We start from the raw sequence: 20,595 nt of genomic DNA on the forward strand, positions 1-20,595 counted from the left end.
GCTACATTTCTACAAATCATAAAGCAAACTTCAGGCCTATGCTTGACATTGACCCACTAGAGTACCAACACCCTAGTGAGAGAGTCGCACAAGAAAACTCAACTGTTTTTACTGCAAAAAACAACCATGATAGAAAAAATTTTAGTAGCCGTCGCCGGTCGTGGCTTGTGCGAAGAGATGTTTAATATGTTGATGGACATCCCTTCCTTGCAACAAAGCTCTGTCACCGTCTTGCACGTCGTGCCGCCCCAAGTGACATCCGACGGCATGGCCCAAAAGTTGGAAGAAGGAGGCAAGATTTTAGCACAAGCAGTCCAGTCCTTAAAAATCGATCCCAACAAAGTCAATCCCCGGCTGAAACAGGGAGACCCAAAAACCACAGTTTGCCAAGTCGCAGAAGAAGAACAATCCGACTTAGTGATTATGGGTTCTCGGGGATTGGGACGGCTGCAATCGATTTTGGAAAACTCAGTCAGCCAGTACGTTTTCCAGCTAACATCCAGACCGATGCTGTTGGTCAAAGACGACATCTACGTCAAAAAAATCCGGCGCGTCATGGTGGCCCTAGACCCATCTGAATCCGCCAAACAATCCTTAGAACTAGCCCTATCTTTTGTCAAAGAAGTCAACGGCGGACAGATAATTTTAGTGCACGTCACCAAAGATTTGACTGGAAAATCCACCGAAGATGTAACAGCAAATGCTGAAAAAGATCCAGTATTAGCTTCCGCAGTAGCCCTCGCGAAACAACTGGGAGTTAGCTACCGCTGCGTGAGTGCCACAGGTAAGCCCGGGGAAGAAATTTGTCGGATTGCAGACGAAGTGAATGCCGATTTATTAGTAATCGGTTCCCCGGATCGGCGGCCCAACGTTGCCAAAAACTTTTTGGATCTCGATCGACTCCTAGGAAATTCCCTCTCCGACTACGTGAGAGTCTACGCCAACTGTCCCGTCTTGCTAGCCCGCACAGTCGTGGGCTAAACTCTCATCGCCAGCGGTGGGGTGCGGCGAGTGCGAGTAATTCTCGATCGTCCGCGAGCAATCTCAAAACCTCAGCACCATTTATTCCCGGCGTGCGTCAGTTTTGAGATTGTCAAGAAAGTAGCTAAAATCTTCCTAGGAATGGCAAGCAAATCGCTTAAGCGATTTGCTTGTTTTGCTTGTCACCGACAAAAGTCTGGTAACGAGCAATTATTAAATTGCATTCCTAAGTAATATCGTTTCCGGCTGCATCGTCAGGTGATAACTTAGAGGGAAATTCATAAATGATTTTTATAAGTCACCACCTATATCGGTGCAATTTTCAGTTGTTCGATTCACAGTCAACAGTCAACAGTCAACAGTCAACAGTTAACAGTCAACAGTTAACAGTTAACAGTTAACATCATAAGGAGTGCAACCGGAATTGATATAATTAAATTTTCGTTTCCAAACAGTTCACAAAAAAAGCGCCCCAGAAAAAAACTGTTGGCGCTTTTTTTTTACAACTAGCTTTTGCCAGACAAAAATAGCAGCAATTGCTATTCTTTTCCACCTTGACGGCTAGCCGTTTGAATGTACAGAATGATGAGAAAAACGCTGGGAACCAATACAAACAGAATGGTTGCCACAAAACCTAAATCATTAACTTCCATGAAGACCCCCGCCTCTATCAAAAAATAGGAAAACACACACTACTAGGATACCACTCAAAGGCCAAAGGAAAACTCGAAGACAGAAGGAGCCTCGGAGAACCCGAGAACCCGAGAACCCGAGAACCCCAGAAGTCTACAGCTTCTTCCCTCTTCCCTCTTCCCTCTTCCCTCTTCCCTCTTCCATCGGACTGATGACGTTGTACGGAAAGCTCGGAGGCGACAGCACTAATGACTGATGACTGATGACTGATGACTGATGACTGATGACTAATGACTAATGACTAATGACTAATGACTAATGACTGATGACTAATGACTAATGACTAATGACTAATGACTTCTTCCCTAGAACTTGGCAAACCCTAGCTACGGCTTAGTCTTCACGCTCACCGGGCCGTTGACCGTAGTTTGACAAGCCAACCGATAGTTTTCGGGCTTTTTCTTGAGCTTGCGGTTCTCAAAATCAGTACGGGGCGAGAGGTTTTCACTTCCCTCGACAATTTCCACAATGCAGGTGCCGCATTGACCGTAGCCCCCGCAATTCATCATCTTTCCCGAAAACCTGTACAAGTCGATGCGGTTTTCTAGAGCTTTGAGCCTCAAATTGGCTCCATCTGCTGCGATGACTTCCTGATTTTCCTTCACAAACTTGATATTGGCCATTACCGATTCCTTAACGCAGTTGACATGGAGCTCTCTAACCAAATATTAACTAATGTGTCGAACGTTTCATACCCGATGTCTCATCCTTTGCGATGAAAGGTCGATCGCCCCAACCCAACCCAAGCCAACCCAACCCAATCTCATAGCATTTGAGATTTGAGATTTGAAAATTGGGAATGACCGATCGGATATGGGTTTGGAGTTAACCTACAGTGGCATTTTTTGGGGCAAACTCCTATCAAGGAGCATCCGAGAGGTTATTACTGGGAAGATTGCTCACAGCCCGCTGGAGAGACGAAAGCCCCAGGTTGTAGGTGACAATTGCCGACAATCGGTTTCTCTCAGCCCTAGTCAAATCAGTTTCCGCCTGAATCACATCCGTCTGAGTACCCACGCCAGCTTGAAACCGCAGTCTCGCCAGACGCAGAGCTTCCCTCGACTGCAAAACCCCCGCCTCAGAAGTTTCGATGTTCTCAAAACTCGACTCCAAGCCAAAATAGGCTTGTTCCACTTCCCGGCGCACTTGGTTGCGGAGTTGGTCAAATCGACTTTCGGCGATCGCAATATCAGCATCCCGCTGTTGGATCCTCGACCTCACCGCACCCCCATCAAAGATATTCCAAGTCAAATTCGCTTGCAGCGCATAGCCGCTCGCCCAGCCGCGAGTTGAAAACGGGTCTGGATTGTCAGAAGTTACCCCCTGGAAGTTGTAGGAACCGCTGACACTGACTTGAGGCAGTCCCCCCGCCCGAATCGATCGCCTTTGCTGCTTGCTGATATCCCTCTGTACCAACTGCTGTTCCAACTCAGGGCGATTCTTAATAGCCTGCACGATACTCTCTTCCAAAGACAGCCGCCAAGAGCCAGCTTGCTCCACCGGGTCAGCCGCCGTCAAGTTTGCCGACTGGCTGATATTCAAAAGCTCAGCCAGCCGGCGCTGGGCCACTCGCTGGTCGCGGCGGGCCACCGAGAGTTGCTGCTGTTCGTTAGCCAAATTTGCCTGAGCTTGCAATACCGCAAACCTGGTTCCTACCCCGGCCCGTTCCAAAGCTTCAGCATCCCGCAAACTTTGCTGGGCATTTCTCACAGAAGCTTGGCGGATAGCAACTTGTCCGTCGGAGTTTTGCAAATTGTAGTAAGCCTCAGCAGTGTCGAAGCGGAGTTGCTCGGCTTGGCGCTCCAAATCCAGTTCCCGAAAGCGCAACTGTTCCCTAGCCGCGCGGATGTTAGCATTGCGGCGGCCGAAAATGTCGAGGTCGTAGCTCAACTGCAAACTGTTGTTGAGACTGGTGCTGCCGAAATTGTCGAACTCGGGAGAATTCGCCGGCAGTTGTTGGTTGGCCGGCAAAGTCTCATTGCGGCGTAGCCGGGACTGCACCCCAATCTGTCCGCTGGCGCTGACTTGGCGGCTCGCGTTCATTTGAAAAGTCAAGTCTGGAAATAAAGCAGCTTGTTGTTCGCGCACGGCCGCTCGACTTTGTTCGAGTTGTTTCTCGGCGATTTGCAAAGTTTGACTGTTGCGGCGGGCGATGTCTATAGCCTGCTGCAAGGTAATTGACTCTGTTTGCTCGATCCTGACATCCTCGGGCTTTGTCGGAAACAGCAGCGGATTCGGGTTGGGTTCTAGGGAAGCCGGAGGGTTGGTTTCTAAAATGCCCTTCGGGGTGACTGGGGGGAAACTTTCGATGGGAGTGCCGCGGGGAGTTGGTGCTGGCAAATTGGGCGCCGGAACACTGTTGGGGCCGCTCGGAATTGGCTGCTGAGAGACTGTATTTGCGGGCGTTCCAGACTGCGCCTTCTGTGCAGACTGAGTTGCAGGGGAAGCCGGAGCAGCCTGTTGGGGCTTTGATGCTTGCTCGGGCTTGGTTGGCTCAGTTGCTGCGATATTTGCTTCCCCTTGCGGAGCCGCCTCGGAGGTTGGGGGGTTAAGGGCGATCGATTCTTCGGGCTCTGATGCTGGTTCTGACGCTGTGTTTGAGGTCGATCGAATATTCGGGCCTAATTCGAGCTGATTCAAGCTGGCAGAGCTGTCGAGAGATTGAGCCGGGGGCTGGGCCGAAGCAGTTTGTGCGGCGTTGCTGAAAGTAATTGCAGCGCCCACTCCGACCACGACGATTTGACGAAAAACACGCATAATTTTTTAATTACTGCAATTCTAGAGACAATTTTAGAGCAAGATTGAGTTCTCAATTTTCGAGTCTGTAGCCGGGACTAAACATTTACAAGTCACAATTACCTACTCATCTTAAACTTTTGAATGCTTGATTCAAAATTTAGAATTGAACTTCAGCAGTTGCCAGACCGATCGCCCCTGAGATTAGTTCCTCTACTCCGCTCACCGGCAAAATCCGGGTTTTCAGCGAGCTAGCTAGCTGTTCTACGGTCATGTCATCGAGAAAACGAGGTTCACCCTGTTTTAGCATAACCGAAGGCAGCAAGATGCCATCTCCCAAGTCTCGCCCCTGCAAAGCTTCCAGCAAATCTTGCCCGGTGAGCAAACCCGTGACGGTGATAGTTTGTCCCCAGTAGCGGCTGGAGAGTGCGGCCATGTTGACCGACAAGCCGGGAATTTGGTTTAGTTGTTGTACGATCGGCCCAAAAGCCTTTTCAACAGCATTCCCCACCACCCAAACCAACTGGCGCGGCGGAATAACCGGCAGCGGTTGCAGCTTAGCAAAAGCCGCTTCAAACTGCCCAATAAACTGGCGGATAGAACCCACACCATTACCAATTTGGGGATAATCCTCATAATCAGCCGCCGACGGCAAATCCAAACCCGCGATTAAAAACCATTCATCAGCCAGCCAAATACAGCCAGATTTTGAATTCTTTTTCTTGGCTTTTCCGCCTGCTTTTCCCTGACTCAAAACCCCTTGAATTTGATGCACTTGCGCGATAACTTCCCGCGCTTTTTCCGCAGTTACAGCAATTAATTCATCTGCCGCAGGGCGAAACCGAGTTAAACCCACCGGCACCACCGCCACCGATGCCACAGCGGGAATATTTCCGGTATGAAACTTTGCCAAATCCAACAAAGTGCGTTCCAAATGTTCGCCATCATTAATTCCCGGACAAACCACAACTTGAGCGTGAATTTGCAAGCGGCGTTCTTGAAACCATTTAATTTGCTCTAAAATCTTCCCAGCCCTGAAATTTTTCAGCAACCTAATCCGCACGTCCGGTTCCGTAGCGTGCACCGAAACATAGAGAGGAGAAAGCCGCATTTGTTCGATTCGGTTCCACTCTTTTTCAGTCAGATTGGTGAGAGTCAAATAGCTGCCGTAAAGAAAGCTGAGGCGGTAGTCATCATCTTTGAAATACAGAGTTTCCCGCTTTCCCGGAGGTTGCTGGTCGATAAAGCAAAAAGGGCAGCGATTGTTACACTGAATTAGTCCGTCGAAGAGGGCAGTTTCAAATTCCACACCCAAGTCTTCGTCATACTCTTTTTCTATTTCTAACTTGTGAGTTTTGCCTTTGGCATCTAAAACTTCTAGTTCCAGAAATTCGTCGGCGCACAGAAATTGATAGTCGATCAAATCGCGGGGTTTTTGGCCGTTGACAGCGACGATGGAATCTCCGGCATCAAATCCCATTTCTGCTGCGATGCTGTCGGGAATAACTTTGGTAATTCTGGCGGGTTTGGTTGAGGATTCGCTCATAAGTTCGCGCTTGCATTTTCAAGTTTGATAAATTGCTATTCAAAAATTAATTTTCTATTTTAATCAAGTCTCAACTCATATCATAATTTATACCATTTGTCAAGCAGGATGCCTAGTAAAAAATATGTGTTTGTGAAGTGCGATCGACCCACAATCCACAAGCTTTCAAATGATTTATTGTATTTATTAAGTCACATTAAATCTGTATCATTAATTGAATTATGACAATTTTATGGCAGTTAGCGTAAAGGTAAAAATCGCACTTGTCCTTCCCATTCTCCTTCCAGACTGCACTCAGAAATCAGCAAAATTTCCTCAATCGCCAAACCCACTGCAACACGGCGGCTGACTTCAAATAACCCTGGCATCGCCAAACCAGCTTCGATTCTATCGTAGGCAAAGTTTGTCATGGTTGCTACATCATGAGTTAGTACAACCCGCCCTTGCAGCGCAGCCCATTCTAAGACTGTTGGATCGTCTGCTTCTCTGAGTCCTATATCTTGAACGCGGACAATCTCAACATCGGGATTCCGCCGCAAAACACCCCGAACAATTTGATTGTTAAAGTTTTCATCAGCCAATAATCGCAGCATATAAAACTACCCTTTTTGGTTGCGTCTTGCTAATAAGCGATCGCGTATTCCAACTGGGTTAAAACGCTTTTCTGCTTCCTGCTGAACTTCTGCGGCAAGACGTTGACGTTCCATCAGATAAGCATCAACTTCGGATTGGTGTCGCAAGTAGTAGCCGATCGCAAAATAAATATCCGAAAGTTCAAGAGACGGGTACTGTTCCCGGATTTCTTCTGCTGTGGCTCCTTCTAGAAAAGCTGTAAGGACTGTATCTAAGGTGACTCTGGTTGTGCTAATGCGGATGACACCGTTTGCATCAGCCACAAGCGGAATTGGTTCAGCCGTAGGAACGAGTAGCATTTTGAGATTGAGGGCGGTGTGAATTTTCTATCTTCAGCATAGCCGATCGACACTCCCGGCTCTAATATATTTTTTCTGCACATCCTCCTGCAATCTGCACCTGAAAAGTTATTCCCGATCGCATTGGCTGCCATCCGAGTTGCACCGCTTGCCGTATCCATTGTGCTACATCAGAGGGTGTTACTGGCATAAATGTACAGTTAGTTGTTGGATTCCAACCTTGAGAATGAGCTCTATCGGTGATAATAACTAACACCGATCCCGATCTATCAGCGTGTTCGACAGCAACATGAAGATTTCCCGATTCTGCTTGCAGATTAGCAGCTTGTCTTCGGATTAGCCAGACGAAAGGTTCCCCATCTACAATAATTTTTCTTGTTCCTTTTTTCGGTATTGACATAGTTTGCTTCCAGCCAGTTTACTCATGGGATTATAACGAAAAGACTAAAGCATCTGATTCTTCAGAAGTTGTGCTAAACCCTCCTAAAGTTGAGAAAGGGGTAATGTTTGTCCAGTCATGGCTTGCTGCCAAGATTGGCGAAAGCTGAGGCGTAAAAAATCTGTATCTTCCTCTGTTGTCGTAGCTTGAGTTTCCAGAGAATGGGTGCGTTGAATAATAGTGGATAGTGTTTTAAGTAGTTCAAGTTGTTCTGTCAATGACATTGACTGAGCAAGATCGATCGCTTTTTGAAGTTGTGAAGTCATAGTAAATCCTCCTGGTTTTATTTTACATTAGTTACCCACGATCGCATACCACAAACTCACCATCAGGCACAAACTCGCTAAATGCTGAGGAATCAAAGATTTAATCGATCGCTTGGCAATTTTCTGAGTCACAAATATCGTCACCAACAATGAGAGAATTAAAGTAAAACCTTGCAAAAAGCTAATCACCGCTGGATCTCCTACAAAACTCGGTAAATCATCTCTAATTTGTCCGAAAGTGGCAAAAGTTACCGGAATCACTCGCCCGCCTTCCTGCAAACCCAATCGCCAATAGTGAGCCAAACTACCGCCCCAAACTAGAGGTAGATATCCGTAGGCGAGAGAGACAAATGAGAGAGGTTTATAGGTTGTAAATGGGATACTTTTTGCTTGTCCCAATCGGTAAATTGCCTGCATGACGGCGTAAGCTACTAACGGAATCAGCGGCGGAATAATTAACACCGCGAGCGACATTCCTAAGTGAGGTAAAAATTGCTCTAAATTGATGCCCAGCCCCAATAAACTATCGATTTCCGGTAAGCGATGGAGATAGATACCGCCTAATAATAGAAATAACAAGGCAACTTCATAACTGTGGGGAACATGGGTTGTCCATAATTCGATTCCCGGAGGGCGCACATTTAATTCTACCGATCGATGGGGACAAGCTTTTAAGCAAGTCATGCACAAGACGCAATCTTTATTATCAGTTAATTGGGCGGGATGGGAATAAATTGGACATCCATTAGTGGTTAATCCTTCCCCCAAGCCTGGGCCGCCTTTATAGCATTGGTAGGTGCTGCATTCCGCGGCGCAGGTTCCTTGTTGGGCGCGCAGTTCAATGATTGAAAGTTTAGCAAATAATCCATTCATCCCTCCGATCGGGCATAAATACCGACACCAAAGCCGCCTTTCAAAAATTAGCGAGAAAATTACCGCCCCCGCCGTAATTAGCAACAACAAACAACTGGATAAATAGGCGGTATTTTCTAAATTCCACAACTCTTCCCAGAGAAAGATTAGGGTAAATAGTCCGAATAGAAACCAACCACCCCATTTTTCAGCTAGTTGGCGCGGCCATTTATTGAGAGTTCGCGGGAAAATTTTCAGCGATAGTTTTTGGACGATTTCCCCATAAATCATAAAGGGGCAAAAGGCACACCACAATCGCCCGACAAGGGGGAATAATAATAACATCAACGGCCACCACCAGGCCCAGAAAATGTTCAGAGCAAAATTATGCTCTCTATCTTGGGGGGCAACAAATAGGATGATTACTACTAATGCAAATACCCAACTGGTAAACCAATAATTCACGCGATCTGGATACCAATCACTCCGTAAAAATTGCCTAAATTTAGGATAGATATTTAATAAATTCAGGCGAAATTTTTGTTTTTTCGCCGCCTGAGCCCAAAATACTTCTTCGGTTAGTACCTGACTTCCCTGGGCTTGAACTAAAGCGCGATCGACCATTCCCTGCAATTCCTGCAAATTACCGGGGAAATCGTAGGCTTGCAAGCGGCGAATTGCTTCTGGTGTGACTTGGGGCTTGACTAATTTCTTTTTGCGACCAATGATATTGAGATAATAGTTGACTTGTGCTTCTAAATCTGTTTTTCGTACCCGCAAGGATGGGACTTTAATCTTGTGTTGTGTCAGCTTATCTAGCTTGGGCTGCACAATTTCTGAGATTAAAATGATGCGGGCATTAGTAGAACGCGGTGGCGGTGGTATTTGTCCTTCTTTGACTACTAATGTATAGGTTCCTTCGGTTAATAGTTGCTGAATTTGGGGGCATAATTGAGCTGGTAATTCTTGCACGTCATTGAAAATTAACGTCCCTTCGCCCAACCATTCCAACAATCCTGGCTTGCCGCCCAAACGCCCGAATAATTCTGCTCCATTAGCCTGCAGCAAGGCACTTTTGATCTGAATAACTGGTTCGTTGCGGCGGTGGGAACCGAAATGAATTAAAGCTGCTAAGTTATCTTTTTCTAAACCAGGTTCGCCAGAGATTAATACCGATCGATTGTCACTTGATGCTGTGCGAATTTGTTGGCGCAATTTCACTGCATAACGGCTATTTCCAATTACTCCGCGTTTCGCCCTTGGTACTAGATAGCTGCGGAGGGCGTTTTGACGCTCTCTTTCGTAGGCGATTTCTGATTCTAGCTGCTCTAATTTCGCGGCCAAGCGTTGAGCGTAGGCTTCGGTGATGCGTGGATATCTTTCTAGCAAACTGCGCCAGCGCGAGGCACTAATTACCCAAAATTGACATTCTGTACGGGCAATAATTCGACTATCTGCCGGTTGCGATCGTTGGAGGGCTGATAAATTGACGATCGCCCCCGGTAACAAACTACTCCCCCACATTAAACCGGGTTGTTTGCGCCGGTAGCGATCGGCTTGTCCACTTTCTAGGATGTAGAGATTGGTGACGGGCGTATCTTCGATTACCACTCGAAATCCCGTGGGAAAAGTTGCCATTTCCATTTCCAGCGCGATCGCCTGTAAAATCTCGCGGGATAATATGCCTAATTCGGTGTTTGATTCGAGCCAGTTAACTAATTTTTCGGTAGACATCGCTTAGCCTCGGCGAAAATAGAATTGTGCTGCTTGGTGTAGGATAAATTATTTAATTTTAATTGATTTTTGCCACCAGTAGCAGCATCTCAGTTTGGCATTTAAGTAAGTCGGTGGGGAAAAACACAACTGTGTTAAGAAAGATAAATGAGGCTCAAACCCCAATCCCTCCTGCATTCTGTCTCCTGACTCCTGCCTCATCCCAACTACAAATATTTACGCCTTTCTACTTATAGTGCGAGGGCCCCCCCTCGCCTATTGTACCACTCGCGAGGGGGGACGCTCTCACTACAAAAAAAATCTTTTTGCCAAACTGAGATGCTCCCTTTACTTGTTAACTATCACTTTGCTTTTTCCCCCACAATCACAGCGATGGGAACCGCATAATGAATTGCATCCCCTCGCAAATGTGCGCCAATTCCCAGACTGTCAACACCAATATCATCTCTAACAATTTGTCGCAGCTTATCGCCATCCCCTGGGTTTGGAAAAGAAGCCGCTAACTGCTTTTCTAGTTCTAATTCTACTTTGTAAAATGCCAAGTTCACATTGTGAAGGTTGGCATCAGCAACTAATTTTGGCAACTCTTCCAGAGTCAAAGCGCGAGTGTGAGATGGATCGCGCAGTTTTTCAATATAGTTGTAAGCATCAACTTTTTCCGGCGGCATTACTACGTCAGCAATTAGAACGCGATCGCCCGGGCGACACACCCGAACCATCTCCGACAGTACAACATCGGGGCGCAAAAAATGATGGAAAGCGTAACGACTCAGCACAATGGAAAAACTATCATCGGGAAACGGTAGCGTCTCGATATCGCCTTGCAACCACGAGAGATTAGTCAAGTTTTTTTGCTCGGTCAAAATCTGGGCTTGTTCTAGCATTGCTGGTGTTAAATCGATGCCAGTAACGTGATGGGAAACTGCCGCAAAAGCACAAGCAACAATACCGGGGCCGCAAGCAACATCTAGAACTGTATCCTTGTCAGATACGTTGGCCATTTTCATCAATAAATCCAGAGATTCTTGATTTGTATGGCCGTACAAGTTGGCGAATGGCACAGCCTGACGGGTGAATTGGTCGATGATGGATTTTTGATGTGCGCTCATAGTTTAATTTTGTCCTTGTTTGCTGCTATTTTGTAGGGCAGGAGCGGCTAAATTCGCTCCTGCTAAGCTTATTTCACCTATTAACTATTTCTCAATGCTCCACCTGCAATCGCGGTCAAGATAGCCACGCCAAAGGCCAGCCGATACCACACAAACACCCACGTATTCTGGGTTTGTAGGAACTTCATCAACCACGCGATAGACAAATAGGAAAACACAAAGGCCGAAATCGTTCCCACTATCAAAGCCACAAGTCCAGCACTGTCGATTCCTGAACTCAACGCACCCTTCAATTCTACTAATCCAGCCAGAGTAATTGCCGGAATTCCTAATAAAAAAGAAAACCGCGCGGCGGCGGCTCTTTCCAGTCCCAGAAACAATCCTGCTGTTAGGGTGGAACCCGATCGCGAACACCCCGGAATCAATGCCATTGCTTGACCTAATCCCATCAAAATACCATCTTGGACGGTTAGATTTTCATAAGTGCGATCGCGCTTGCCAATTTTTTCGGCTATTGCTAACAGCAGCGACATGAAAATCGAAGCAATGGCGATGCTAGCCAAACTCCTCAGCGGCGATTTGTCAAAATCTGGAACAAATATCTTGATTAGCAGCCCAAAAAAGACTATAGGTATTGTTCCCAAAGCAATCCCCAATGCCATTTTAAACTCTTGCGATTTGTAGTCGCGCTGCACCACAGCGTTGACTGCACCCAGAGTTATATTTGTCAAGTCTTTCCAGAAATACCAAAGCACGGCGACAATGCTGCCTAACTGAATCACAGCAGTATAAACAACCCCCGGATCGCCCCATCCTAGGGCGATCGGCACTACCTTCAAATGAGCGCTGCTACTAATTGGTAAAAACTCCGTTAATCCCTGTACAATTCCTAAAACAATCGTCTGCACCAAATTGAGTGGAGCGGGCCCGCCAACATCAGCAGCGGGCGTTTGGGCGAGGAATGCGTCAAGCAAAGCTATCATTAGTTGTCTGTTTCTAGTTATCAGTTGAATTGGACATTTTGCACTATTTTCAGAAGCTAGAAGTCAAGCCCACAAAAAATAATTTTTCTTGTGGTGCGGAAACTTCCAGCCCTCCGCTGAAAAGCCCAAATAGCGATATTTTGTCAGTTGAATCGCCTTGTCCGTAGGGTAGCATCTCTGTTTTGAATTGGTTGTTTTGTCGCCCCCTAGGGAGAATATACGATACTCGATCGGGGGGAGGGTACTATAACAACATACTTTTTGCATTAATTGAGATCCTGGCGGTCGATCGCAACAACAAGCAAATTATCATAGTCTATTCCAAACTACTTTAACCTACTCAGGAACATTTGCATACATTTGCTGATAAACTTAAAAAAGTTTTTGTTTTTGATGAAGCCAGCTTACAGCAACTGCCAACAACCTATGATATTTTCTGCATCCAAAAAATTAACTGTTAATGCTGATTCTGGCATCCGCTTGCTGCGGCGAATCTTGTCAGCCAGTATTTTAACAGTGGCGATCGCCTTTAACTTGATACTGTTCGCGGGCACACCGCCAGCCTTCGCAAGTCTCACGGACGATCGCTTCGACGGCACTATCTATGCCCTCTACGCCGGCAACGGTTCCCTAGTTCCTCCTAAAGTCAAGCTTACAGATTCTTTCAAACGCAACAAACCGGCATTGTTAGTGTTTTACACAGACGACAGCAGCGACAGCAAGCAATACGCGATCGTCGTATCTCAACTCCAGGAATTTTACGGCCGCGAGGCAGATATCATGCCGATAAGCGTTGACTCGTTGCCTCCGCAACCGTCACCGGAACTCACCGAACCAGGTCATTATTACGAAGGTTTTGTACCTCAAACCGTCATTTTAGACCAATCTGGAAAAGTAGTTTTTAACGAGAAAGGACAAATACCGTTTGAACAAGTAGACGATGCCTTTCGGAAAGTATTTGACTTGCTGCCCCGAGAAAAATCCCTCCCGCTGAAACGCCGTATAGTGAACGAACTCAACGTCGAATTGTCGAAGTAATATCTAAGGGCCGACTGCTAATTGTTGCTGCAATTTTAAATGATTCCAGAAAGATATTTTTCGGTGTCATACAGGTGTAAAGTGCGCTGCATCGCAGCCAGAAAAACCTGGTTAATTCATTCTCCTTAAAGCTATAGCCAGCCAGGGTTTTACTGAACCAAAATCTTAGAGTTAAAGTCGTCGGGAGCATCTGATATTTTGCATTTAATGATGGTGCTGTCCCCGCTCGCGAGCGGGATGCTCGCACTATAATTAAAAAATGCTTTTTACAAAAATGAGATGCTCCCAAGTCGTAGGCGGCCGACTATAAATCCATATTTTAGTCGGCGACTGACGACTTTCGCTTGCAGACAGGGAATTTATTCCCTGGCGGGTTTAGTAAGAATTAATTAGCCATGCCTAGAGAAAGTTTGGTCGAGAGCATCCGGTGTTTTGTATTGATCTATAATAGTGCGATCGTCCTCGCTCGCGGATGGTAATCGCTGATTGTAATGCAGGAGATCCTCCCGTCTTGCCAGTCTCAAATGCTTGGTTTAAAGTTTATTTTTTTGTTTGAAATTTTGCCGTAAAATTACGCTGTTATTATAATATAAAAGTGGGCTGGCGGTGATTGTAACTCTCGGCTGGAGTTTGGTAACTGTGGTGACAATATTATGTTAATCAAAAATTAGGAGATGCTAAAAACCCAGTATAAGTGAATTTAACAAAAGAAGCGTAAGCTAACAATCCAATCTGATGAAACTCTGGGCAATTCTAGTGGCTGTATCCTAAAGAATAAGTTGTGGAGATGGTGTTATGGCAAAGATTTTGACGATCGCGGAGGCTGCGACTTTTGAAGTCGTGCAAGAGTTACTGGAGAGGGAGGGACATCAAGTGAGAGTCGCCCTCGACGGTAAGGATGCTTTAAATTTGGCGAGGGAATTCTCCCCGGATGCGATCTTTTGCGACGGGAATTCGCCTCAAATCAACTGGTTGGAGATGTGCCGCCTAGTGAAAGCCGATCGAGAATTGGCGGCTACTTATTTTGTGCTGCTGACAACACCAGAGCAATTTGCAGAAGTTCCAGAATTGGAGGGGCTGATTGACGATTTTCTGTTTAAACCGATAGTTAAGCAGGAATTGTTGGGGCGGGTACGCGCGGGGAAGCGAGCGCGGGATTTGAGGCTGGAGTTGGATTGCACTCAGCAAAAATTGCAACTGTCGGGCGATCGAATGCTGCAAACTGAAAAAATGTCTAGTTTGGGGGAATTGGTATCTGGTATCGCCCACGATATTAACAACCCCATTACTTTTATTTACAGCAATCTCACTCACGTCCAAACTTACGCTACAGATTTAATAGAACTGCTGCGATTGTATCAAAAATACCTAGTCAATCCCGACTCGGAGATTCTGGAAAAACAGCAAGATATGGATGTGGAATTTGTACTCGACGATTTATTAAAAATTGTGAGTTCCATGCGAACCGGGAGCGATCGCATCCGGCAAATTATCTTATCGGTACAGGATTTTTCCCGCAGCGATCGCTCTGGCTGGCAGTTATTCGATATTTCCGACGGTTTAGAAAACACTCTGTTATTGTTGCAGCACCGCTTACCGGCCCGCGAGGGGAGGCGGGATATCAAGGTGATGAAGCAATACGGAAATCTGCCGCAAATTGAGTGTTACGCAGGTCAGCTCAATCAAGCTTTTCTGAATATTATCAATTACGCGATCGATACTTTAGAAGAATCGAGTCAAGAGCTGGGCGAGTCGGAATCGGTCAACTTTAAGCCGATGATTGTGATTGGCACTAAGGTGATAGATGCTCAGCGGATTGCCATTGAAATTGCTGATAACGGCCTGGCAACTAGCCCAAATATCGCAGCGCAAATTTCCGATTCATTTTTGATAACAAAACCTATAGAAGACAGCCGGACATTGGGAATTGCTGCCAGCTATCGGATAATTGTAGAGCAGCACAAAGGAGAGTTAAAGTATGTTTTTGAACCTGGAAAAGGTACTAAATTTACCATAGAGATTCCGCTCAGGCACAGTTAATTAAATGTTCGCAGTGCGGACGGTCGCCCGCACTGCGAACCCGTCGCGGTTGCAGTTGATCGAGCGGACAGGATATCGGGGCGAATAATTATCATGAACCAGCCTGTTTCAAGGGTTATTCATTTTTATTTTTAGTTGGGAAAATCAGAAAATGTTTGGAAAATCGCCCCTACAAATGCCGTACAATATTTGTTAATTAACTAGGAAAATTAGCCGATCGTTGATTTCGCTGCTAATTTTGTACTCGCACTGCTGTTGCAGCGGACACTCGCAGCAGCGGGGGTTTTTGGCAGTACAAACTGCCGCCCCAAAGTCCAGCAGTCCTAAATTCCAATACCCGACTTGCTGTTTGGGAGCGACTTGTTCTGCAGCTTGCCAAAGTTCGGGCGATCGCGATTTTACTTTACCGCCCTCAATCCCAAAAAAACGCTGCAAAATCCGAGCAACATTCGTATCGATCACAGCTTTTGGCTGTCCGAAAGCATTAGCGCAAACCGATCGCGCAATGTACTTTCCAACTCCCGGAAGTTTCAGCAACTCAGCTTCGGTGCGGGGAACATTTCCCCGATATATTTCCAGGATAACCCGCGCCGATTCCTGAAGCTTTTGCGCCCGAAAAAACAGACCCAAAGGCTGCAACAAACTAGCAACTTCCGCAGCAGGCGCGGCAGCCAGATCGGAGATAGTCGGATACCGACCGACAAATTCCTGATAAATTGGAGCCACAGTAGCAGCAGTAGTTTTTTGCAGCAGCAACTCAGCCACTAAAATCGCGTAGGGATCGCAGGTACGCCGCCAAGGAAAATCCCGGAAATTCTGCCCGGCCCAAACTTTTAGCCGGCGGCGGAACCACTTGATTTTCGGTGCGTTCAAATGCTTCGATCCAAGTTCGACATCAGAATCCAAAACAGCGGCATTTAATGCAGGCATTTGATTGGTATTTTTGATAACTTGCCAGGATTATACTTATATAATAGCAGATTTAAATAAACTTTAAAACTCTCTTTCTATTCTCCCGCTCTGCGTCCTCTGCGTTCTCTGCGGTTAATAAAAAAAAGCCCGGTCGAGCATCCGCCCGACCCATAAACCGCTCAAATACTTTAATCTCAAATCAACCAACAATGTAAAATTTTGTATAAAAAATGACCGAAGTCCCAAAGAATAGACGATAGTTGACATTTAAGAGATTTCAACAGTCCGCAAAAACAAATTTAAAGCAGGTAATAAAATGGTAGTAGCAGCACCTGTTCAATCCGGCAATCAGTCGATTTTTCAAGGTCGTTACGACAACTTTATCGGCGGTAAGTGGGTAGCGCCGGTGAAAGGGAAATATTCGGAAAACCTTTCTCCAATTACAGGAAAATCAATTTGTCAAATCCCCCGATCGAGCGCCGAGGATGTAGAATTGGCACTGGATGCCGCCCACAGCGCGAAAGACAAGTGGGGTAAGACGAGCCCAGCAGACAGGGCGCGGGTGTTGCACAAAATAGCCGATCGCATGGAAGAAAACCTCGATCGCCTAGCCACCGCCGAAACCTGGGACAACGGTAAACCAATTCGCGAAACCCGCCTCGCAGACATCCCGCTGGCGATCGACCATTTCCGCTACTTCGCAAGCTGCATCCGAGCCCAAGAAGGGTCGATCGGCGAACTCGACGGCACAACAGTCGCCTACCACTTCCACGAACCCCTAGGTGTCATCGGACAAATCATCCCTTGGAACTTCCCCATCCTAATGGCCGCCTGGAAACTCGCCCCAGCCCTGGCCGCCGGTAACTGCGTAGTCCTCAAACCAGCCGGGCCCACCCCCGCCTCAATCTTGGTACTGATGGAAATCATCGCGGACTTAGTACCAGACGGCGTAATCAACGTCGTTAACGGGCCCGGTGCCGAAATCGGCAAAACCCTCGCCACCAGCCCCCGCATTGCCAAAGTAGCCTTCACCGGCGAAACAACTACGGGCCGGATGATTATGCAGTACGCCTCCCAAAATGTCATCCCCGTCACCCTAGAATTAGGCGGCAAATCCCCCAACATTTTCTTTGAAGATGTCTGCGCCCAAGACGACGAATTCCTCGACAAAGCAGTCGAAGGATTTGTGATGTTTGCTTTCAACCAAGGCGAAGTTTGCACCTGTCCTTCGCGGGCGTTAATTCAGGAGTCAATCTACGATAGATTTATGGAAAGGGCGATCGATCGCATCCGCCAAATCAAACAAAACAACCCCCTAGATCCGACAACCGCCCTAGGCGCGCAAGTCTCCATCAACCAGATGGAAAAAATCGCCGAATACGTCAAAATCGGACACGCCGAAGGCGCAGAATGTCTAATTGGTGGCGAAAGAAACATCCTATCCGGCGACTTGCAAGAAGGCTATTACTTCCAGCCAACAGTCTTCAAAGGAAACAACAAAATGCGAATTTTCCAAGAAGAAATCTTCGGCCCAGTATTAGCTGTTACCACATTCAAAGACGAAACCGAAGCCTTAGAAATTGCCAACGATACCCTCTACGGCTTAGGTGCAGGAGTTTGGACTCGCGACATCAACACCGCCTACCGCATGGGCCGCGCCATCCAAGCAGGCCGCGTCTGGACAAACTGCTATCATTTGTATCCCGCCCACGCAGCCTTCGGCGGCTACAAATCATCCGGTATCGGCCGCGAAAATCACAAAATGATGTTGGATCACTACCAACAAACCAAGAACTTATTAGTCAGCTACAGCCCCAAAGCTTTAGGCTTCTTCTAAGGCTTTAAATACTGAAAAAAAAAGGAAGAAGGACCAACTTCAAGAATTCGTCAACTCCTTCTTTCTCTCTTTCCTCTCCTTCTCTGCGCCCTCTGCGCCCTCTGCGGTTAATAAAAAAAAATCTCATTCACAAACAAAATAAAATTGCTACACAAACAGGATAAAATGGGAAATATCCAAAAAGTCACAGCCACAGAAGCCGCTTTAAAATTAATCAACCATCTCAAAACTCAACACGGAGAATTGATGTTTCACCAATCCGGCGGTTGCTGCGACGGTAGTTCCCCCATGTGCTTTCCCGATGGCGAATTGATAATCGGTGATGGTGACGTATTACTCGGCGAAATAGGCGGTTGTCCCTTTTATATTGGAGCGCAGCAATACGAACATTGGAAGAAAACGCAGTTAATTATTGACGTAGCATCCGGGCCCGGAGGCAGCGATTTTTCCCTGGAAGGGCCGGATGGAGAGCGTTTTATTACTCGTTCCAGCTTATTTGTTAATGCTGATTGACTTTGTTTAGTTTAATTTTATTTGCAATGAACCGCAGAGGGCGCAGAGGGCGCAGAGAAAGAGGAAAGAGAGAAATAATATTTCTATTGAGAAGTTGGGCGTTTTTTGCGGTGTTTACTTTGTTTAGGGCAAACGCATTTCCTCAATAAATGAGATGCCATCAAAAATGCCATTTTTAAAGGCTTGAGTGCTGCGAACTCGCTGATTTTCGCTGATTAATGTCATTGTTTCAACGAAGGTTATCAGTGCGTTATCTTGGGTTTTAGTTGCCCGAAAGCAAACGGTTTCTTGGCCGGCATCCCACGCAATTGCCGCAAAATCAGAATAACTGCTAGAAGACAGTTTCAAAATCTGATTTTCAAACTCTCCTTGAAAATTAAGCTGGAGGCGAGAACCGTCTGAGTATTGGTAATTATTAATTTGTCGGTAGTGACTTCCTTCAATCGTTACGGTAAAATTACCGAAGAAGCTGCGAGCAAACTGTCCGCGAGTATCGGTTTTAATGTACTCGCCTTGCCAAGTGCCAATGTGACGTGTGAAAATTTCCGGTACTTTTTCTAAATCAGGAGGGTAAGATATATTTTCTGACATCGGGATTGCTCCTATTTGCTATTTCTAGCGGCGACCTATTTTCAGACTCATTTCACGGCTAGTACGTTGATATTCGTGGACTATTGGAAGTCTTTCAGCTTGAAAATTTTCTAGCGCTTCGGGAATATTCGCACTCTCTGCGAGATGTTTGGTTAAATACAAACCATCTTCCCAACCAGAAGTCATTCCTCTAGCGCGTGTGGAACTTTTGGCGTGGGCCGCATCTCCTATTAAGATAACACGACCATCATAGATTTTTGGTAGGGGGTCAATGTCGTAGGAAAAACGACAGACTATATTTTCGACTGGGGTTGATTCAATTAGTTTTCTGGCATCGTCTGGGAGTTTTGCTAGTTCTTGGGGAGGAATGATAGTATTATTTGGTTGCAGTTTTCCGATTTCGGAGTCGGCGCGTTCTTTTTCGATAAAGAAACCCCAATGAGTGCGCCCTCCACCAATGTGAAAGAAGTTGGCATAAATTCCCCTACCGCGTACATACACAAAAAAGTTTCCTTCTGGACAGAAGCTATTATCTTCGACTATTCCTCGCCAAACGATATCGCCTAAATAGAATAGTTCTACGTTGGGAACTATAGATTGACGAACTTTTGAGACGATTCCATCGGCACCAATTAACAGGTCGCCTTCCCATTTACTGCCATCTTTAAAGTGGGCGATGGCACTGTGCTCGGTTTGGGCGATCGATGCTAATTCTGCATTAAAATGAAGGCATTCTGGGGGTAATTCGTCGAGGATTGCTTCTAATATAGCTTTGCGGTGTACCAGCATTCCGGGGAGTTCGTTTTCTTCGTAGGTGACGGGTTCGGAATTGATGACACCGCCGCGCAGGTTGCGAAACTCGAATACTTTGACAGCATCGCCCGAATTGATAATTTTTTCGGTAATTTCCGGGTTGCCTTGATGCAGTGCTTGCATACCTGGTTGTACGATCAGGATACCGCAGCCGTCGGTGCGCGGATGGGGTGCTTTTTCAAACAAATCAACCTGAAACCCTTGTTGAATCAGCAGAATTGCCAGATACGATCCTGATGTTCCTGCGCCGATAATACCTATCCGGGTCTGGGACGGAACCATTTGTGCTGCTCCTGATTTAAGATGGTCGATCGCTCCTCAAGGAATATTATAATTACATAAAATAAGATTTGGGCAAAATCTCAACGGGCGATCGAGCTTTTGCTGATAGCGACAGGTTTCAAGCTGTCGCTAAAATCAGTATTGGAAGCGATGCAGGATGAATAATTAATATCATGTCAGCTTTAACGATCCTATTGGTTTGATCCTTCGGATTTTAGTTTTTTTTTTCCTATAACTAACGTCCGAACGATCGAATCGTTTTGATTGCGATCGATCGACCGCACATAATATAATCGGT

19 protein-coding genes are annotated in these 20,595 nt (G+C 46.3%); 5 read left to right on the plus strand and 14 right to left on the minus strand.

Features of this window, described 5'->3' with window-relative positions; all coding sequences use genetic code 11:
- The first annotated feature begins 126 nt into the window (after positions 1-126).
- On the plus strand, positions 127-981 hold the full coding sequence (locus tag QUA97_RS10445) for a universal stress protein (RefSeq protein WP_194012815.1): 855 nt from the start codon (positions 127-129) through the stop codon (positions 979-981).
- A 539-nt stretch (positions 982-1,520) separates the two neighbouring features.
- On the opposite strand, the gene psbM is transcribed toward QUA97_RS10445, so the two are convergent.
- The 11 genes from psbM to QUA97_RS10500 form a co-directional block, all read right to left on the minus strand.
- On the minus strand, positions 1,521-1,634 hold the full coding sequence (psbM, locus tag QUA97_RS10450; RefSeq protein WP_193970859.1) for a photosystem II reaction center protein PsbM: 114 nt from the start codon (positions 1,632-1,634) through the stop codon (positions 1,521-1,523).
- A 366-nt stretch (positions 1,635-2,000) separates the two neighbouring features.
- Complete coding sequence (locus tag QUA97_RS10455) at positions 2,001-2,297, minus strand: 2Fe-2S iron-sulfur cluster-binding protein (protein WP_194066247.1); 297 nt, start codon at positions 2,295-2,297, stop codon at positions 2,001-2,003.
- A gap of 238 nt (positions 2,298-2,535) precedes the next feature.
- Positions 2,536-4,431: a TolC family protein gene (locus QUA97_RS10460; protein WP_194066248.1), complete on the minus strand. Its 1,896-nt coding sequence runs from the start codon at positions 4,429-4,431 to the stop codon at positions 2,536-2,538.
- 139 nt (positions 4,432-4,570) lie between these two features.
- The gene (locus QUA97_RS10465) at positions 4,571-5,956 is read right to left on the minus strand and encodes a TIGR03279 family radical SAM protein (RefSeq protein ID WP_194066249.1); all 1,386 of its coding nucleotides are present in this window, start codon (positions 5,954-5,956) and stop codon (positions 4,571-4,573) included.
- A 239-nt stretch (positions 5,957-6,195) separates the two neighbouring features.
- On the minus strand, positions 6,196-6,549 hold the full coding sequence (locus tag QUA97_RS10470; RefSeq protein ID WP_194066250.1) for a DUF5615 family PIN-like protein: 354 nt from the start codon (positions 6,547-6,549) through the stop codon (positions 6,196-6,198).
- Between the two features lie 6 nt (positions 6,550-6,555).
- Positions 6,556-6,888 carry a DUF433 domain-containing protein gene (locus QUA97_RS10475; protein WP_194066251.1) on the minus strand — a complete coding sequence of 111 codons (333 nt, stop codon included), beginning with the start codon at positions 6,886-6,888 and terminating at the stop codon, positions 6,556-6,558.
- Positions 6,889-6,949: 61 nt separating this feature from the next.
- Positions 6,950-7,288: a hypothetical protein gene (locus QUA97_RS10480; RefSeq protein ID WP_194066252.1), complete on the minus strand. Its 339-nt coding sequence runs from the start codon at positions 7,286-7,288 to the stop codon at positions 6,950-6,952.
- 83 nt (positions 7,289-7,371) lie between these two features.
- On the minus strand, positions 7,372-7,593 hold the full coding sequence (locus QUA97_RS10485; protein WP_194066253.1) for a hypothetical protein: 222 nt from the start codon (positions 7,591-7,593) through the stop codon (positions 7,372-7,374).
- 27 nt (positions 7,594-7,620) lie between these two features.
- On the minus strand, positions 7,621-10,179 hold the full coding sequence (locus QUA97_RS10490; protein WP_194066254.1) for a sigma 54-interacting transcriptional regulator: 2,559 nt from the start codon (positions 10,177-10,179) through the stop codon (positions 7,621-7,623).
- Positions 10,180-10,520: 341 nt separating this feature from the next.
- Positions 10,521-11,288 carry a class I SAM-dependent methyltransferase gene (locus QUA97_RS10495; protein WP_333194563.1) on the minus strand — a complete coding sequence of 256 codons (768 nt, stop codon included), beginning with the start codon at positions 11,286-11,288 and terminating at the stop codon, positions 10,521-10,523.
- Positions 11,289-11,368: 80 nt separating this feature from the next.
- Positions 11,369-12,271 carry an undecaprenyl-diphosphate phosphatase gene (locus QUA97_RS10500; protein WP_194066256.1) on the minus strand — a complete coding sequence of 301 codons (903 nt, stop codon included), beginning with the start codon at positions 12,269-12,271 and terminating at the stop codon, positions 11,369-11,371.
- A 426-nt stretch (positions 12,272-12,697) separates the two neighbouring features.
- On the opposite strand from QUA97_RS10500, the gene QUA97_RS10505 reads away from it, so the two are divergent.
- Positions 12,698-13,309: a thylakoid membrane photosystem I accumulation factor gene (locus QUA97_RS10505; RefSeq protein ID WP_194066257.1), complete on the plus strand. Its 612-nt coding sequence runs from the start codon at positions 12,698-12,700 to the stop codon at positions 13,307-13,309.
- Positions 13,310-14,104: 795 nt separating this feature from the next.
- Positions 14,105-15,349: a sensor histidine kinase gene (locus tag QUA97_RS10510; RefSeq protein WP_194066258.1), complete on the plus strand. Its 1,245-nt coding sequence runs from the start codon at positions 14,105-14,107 to the stop codon at positions 15,347-15,349.
- A gap of 192 nt (positions 15,350-15,541) precedes the next feature.
- Here the strand turns inward: QUA97_RS10510 and QUA97_RS10515 are convergent, their stop codons facing one another.
- Positions 15,542-16,279, minus strand: a complete 738-nt coding sequence (locus QUA97_RS10515) for an A/G-specific adenine glycosylase (RefSeq protein WP_194066259.1) — start codon at positions 16,277-16,279, stop codon at positions 15,542-15,544.
- 298 nt (positions 16,280-16,577) lie between these two features.
- Here QUA97_RS10515 and exaC point away from each other — a divergent pair, with 298 nt between their 5' ends.
- Complete coding sequence (gene exaC, locus QUA97_RS10520; RefSeq protein ID WP_194066260.1) at positions 16,578-18,098, plus strand: acetaldehyde dehydrogenase ExaC; 1,521 nt, start codon at positions 16,578-16,580, stop codon at positions 18,096-18,098.
- Positions 18,099-18,263: 165 nt separating this feature from the next.
- On the plus strand, positions 18,264-18,611 hold the full coding sequence (locus QUA97_RS10525) for a DUF779 domain-containing protein (RefSeq protein ID WP_194066261.1): 348 nt from the start codon (positions 18,264-18,266) through the stop codon (positions 18,609-18,611).
- 123 nt (positions 18,612-18,734) lie between these two features.
- Here QUA97_RS10525 and QUA97_RS10530 read toward each other — a convergent pair whose 3' ends face one another.
- Both QUA97_RS10530 and QUA97_RS10535 read right to left on the minus strand, forming a co-directional pair.
- On the minus strand, positions 18,735-19,202 hold the full coding sequence (locus tag QUA97_RS10530) for a DUF3598 family protein (RefSeq protein WP_194066262.1): 468 nt from the start codon (positions 19,200-19,202) through the stop codon (positions 18,735-18,737).
- Between the two features lie 24 nt (positions 19,203-19,226).
- Positions 19,227-20,297 (minus strand): FAD-dependent monooxygenase, encoded by a 1,071-nt coding sequence (locus QUA97_RS10535; RefSeq protein ID WP_333194564.1) that lies wholly within the window; start codon positions 20,295-20,297, stop codon positions 19,227-19,229.
- Between the last annotated feature and the right edge of the window lie 298 nt (positions 20,298-20,595).

The sequence above is a fragment of the Microcoleus sp. CZ3-B2 genome (assembly GCF_036705055.1).
Lineage (GTDB): Bacteria > Cyanobacteriota > Cyanobacteriia > Cyanobacteriales > Microcoleaceae > Microcoleus.

Coding starts and splice junctions, on each gene's coding strand:
- QUA97_RS10495 (WP_333194563.1), bottom strand. CDS start 11,288: ATGAGCGCACATCAAAAATCCATCATCGACCAATTCACCCGTCAGGCT.
- QUA97_RS10445 (WP_194012815.1), top strand. CDS start 127: ATGATAGAAAAAATTTTAGTAGCCGTCGCCGGTCGTGGCTTGTGCGAA.
- QUA97_RS10530 (WP_194066262.1), bottom strand. CDS start 19,202: ATGTCAGAAAATATATCTTACCCTCCTGATTTAGAAAAAGTACCGGAA.
- QUA97_RS10455 (WP_194066247.1), bottom strand. CDS start 2,297: ATGGCCAATATCAAGTTTGTGAAGGAAAATCAGGAAGTCATCGCAGCA.
- QUA97_RS10535 (WP_333194564.1), bottom strand. CDS start 20,297: ATGGTTCCGTCCCAGACCCGGATAGGTATTATCGGCGCAGGAACATCA.
- QUA97_RS10485 (WP_194066253.1), bottom strand. CDS start 7,593: ATGACTTCACAACTTCAAAAAGCGATCGATCTTGCTCAGTCAATGTCA.
- exaC (WP_194066260.1), top strand. CDS start 16,578: ATGGTAGTAGCAGCACCTGTTCAATCCGGCAATCAGTCGATTTTTCAA.
- QUA97_RS10525 (WP_194066261.1), top strand. CDS start 18,264: ATGGGAAATATCCAAAAAGTCACAGCCACAGAAGCCGCTTTAAAATTA.
- QUA97_RS10475 (WP_194066251.1), bottom strand. CDS start 6,888: ATGCTACTCGTTCCTACGGCTGAACCAATTCCGCTTGTGGCTGATGCA.
- QUA97_RS10500 (WP_194066256.1), bottom strand. CDS start 12,271: ATGATAGCTTTGCTTGACGCATTCCTCGCCCAAACGCCCGCTGCTGAT.
- QUA97_RS10460 (WP_194066248.1), bottom strand. CDS start 4,431: ATGCGTGTTTTTCGTCAAATCGTCGTGGTCGGAGTGGGCGCTGCAATT.
- QUA97_RS10505 (WP_194066257.1), top strand. CDS start 12,698: ATGATATTTTCTGCATCCAAAAAATTAACTGTTAATGCTGATTCTGGC.
- QUA97_RS10515 (WP_194066259.1), bottom strand. CDS start 16,279: ATGCCTGCATTAAATGCCGCTGTTTTGGATTCTGATGTCGAACTTGGA.
- psbM (WP_193970859.1), bottom strand. CDS start 1,634: ATGGAAGTTAATGATTTAGGTTTTGTGGCAACCATTCTGTTTGTATTG.
- QUA97_RS10490 (WP_194066254.1), bottom strand. CDS start 10,179: ATGTCTACCGAAAAATTAGTTAACTGGCTCGAATCAAACACCGAATTA.
- QUA97_RS10510 (WP_194066258.1), top strand. CDS start 14,105: ATGGCAAAGATTTTGACGATCGCGGAGGCTGCGACTTTTGAAGTCGTG.
- QUA97_RS10470 (WP_194066250.1), bottom strand. CDS start 6,549: ATGCTGCGATTATTGGCTGATGAAAACTTTAACAATCAAATTGTTCGG.
- QUA97_RS10480 (WP_194066252.1), bottom strand. CDS start 7,288: ATGTCAATACCGAAAAAAGGAACAAGAAAAATTATTGTAGATGGGGAA.
- QUA97_RS10465 (WP_194066249.1), bottom strand. CDS start 5,956: ATGAGCGAATCCTCAACCAAACCCGCCAGAATTACCAAAGTTATTCCC.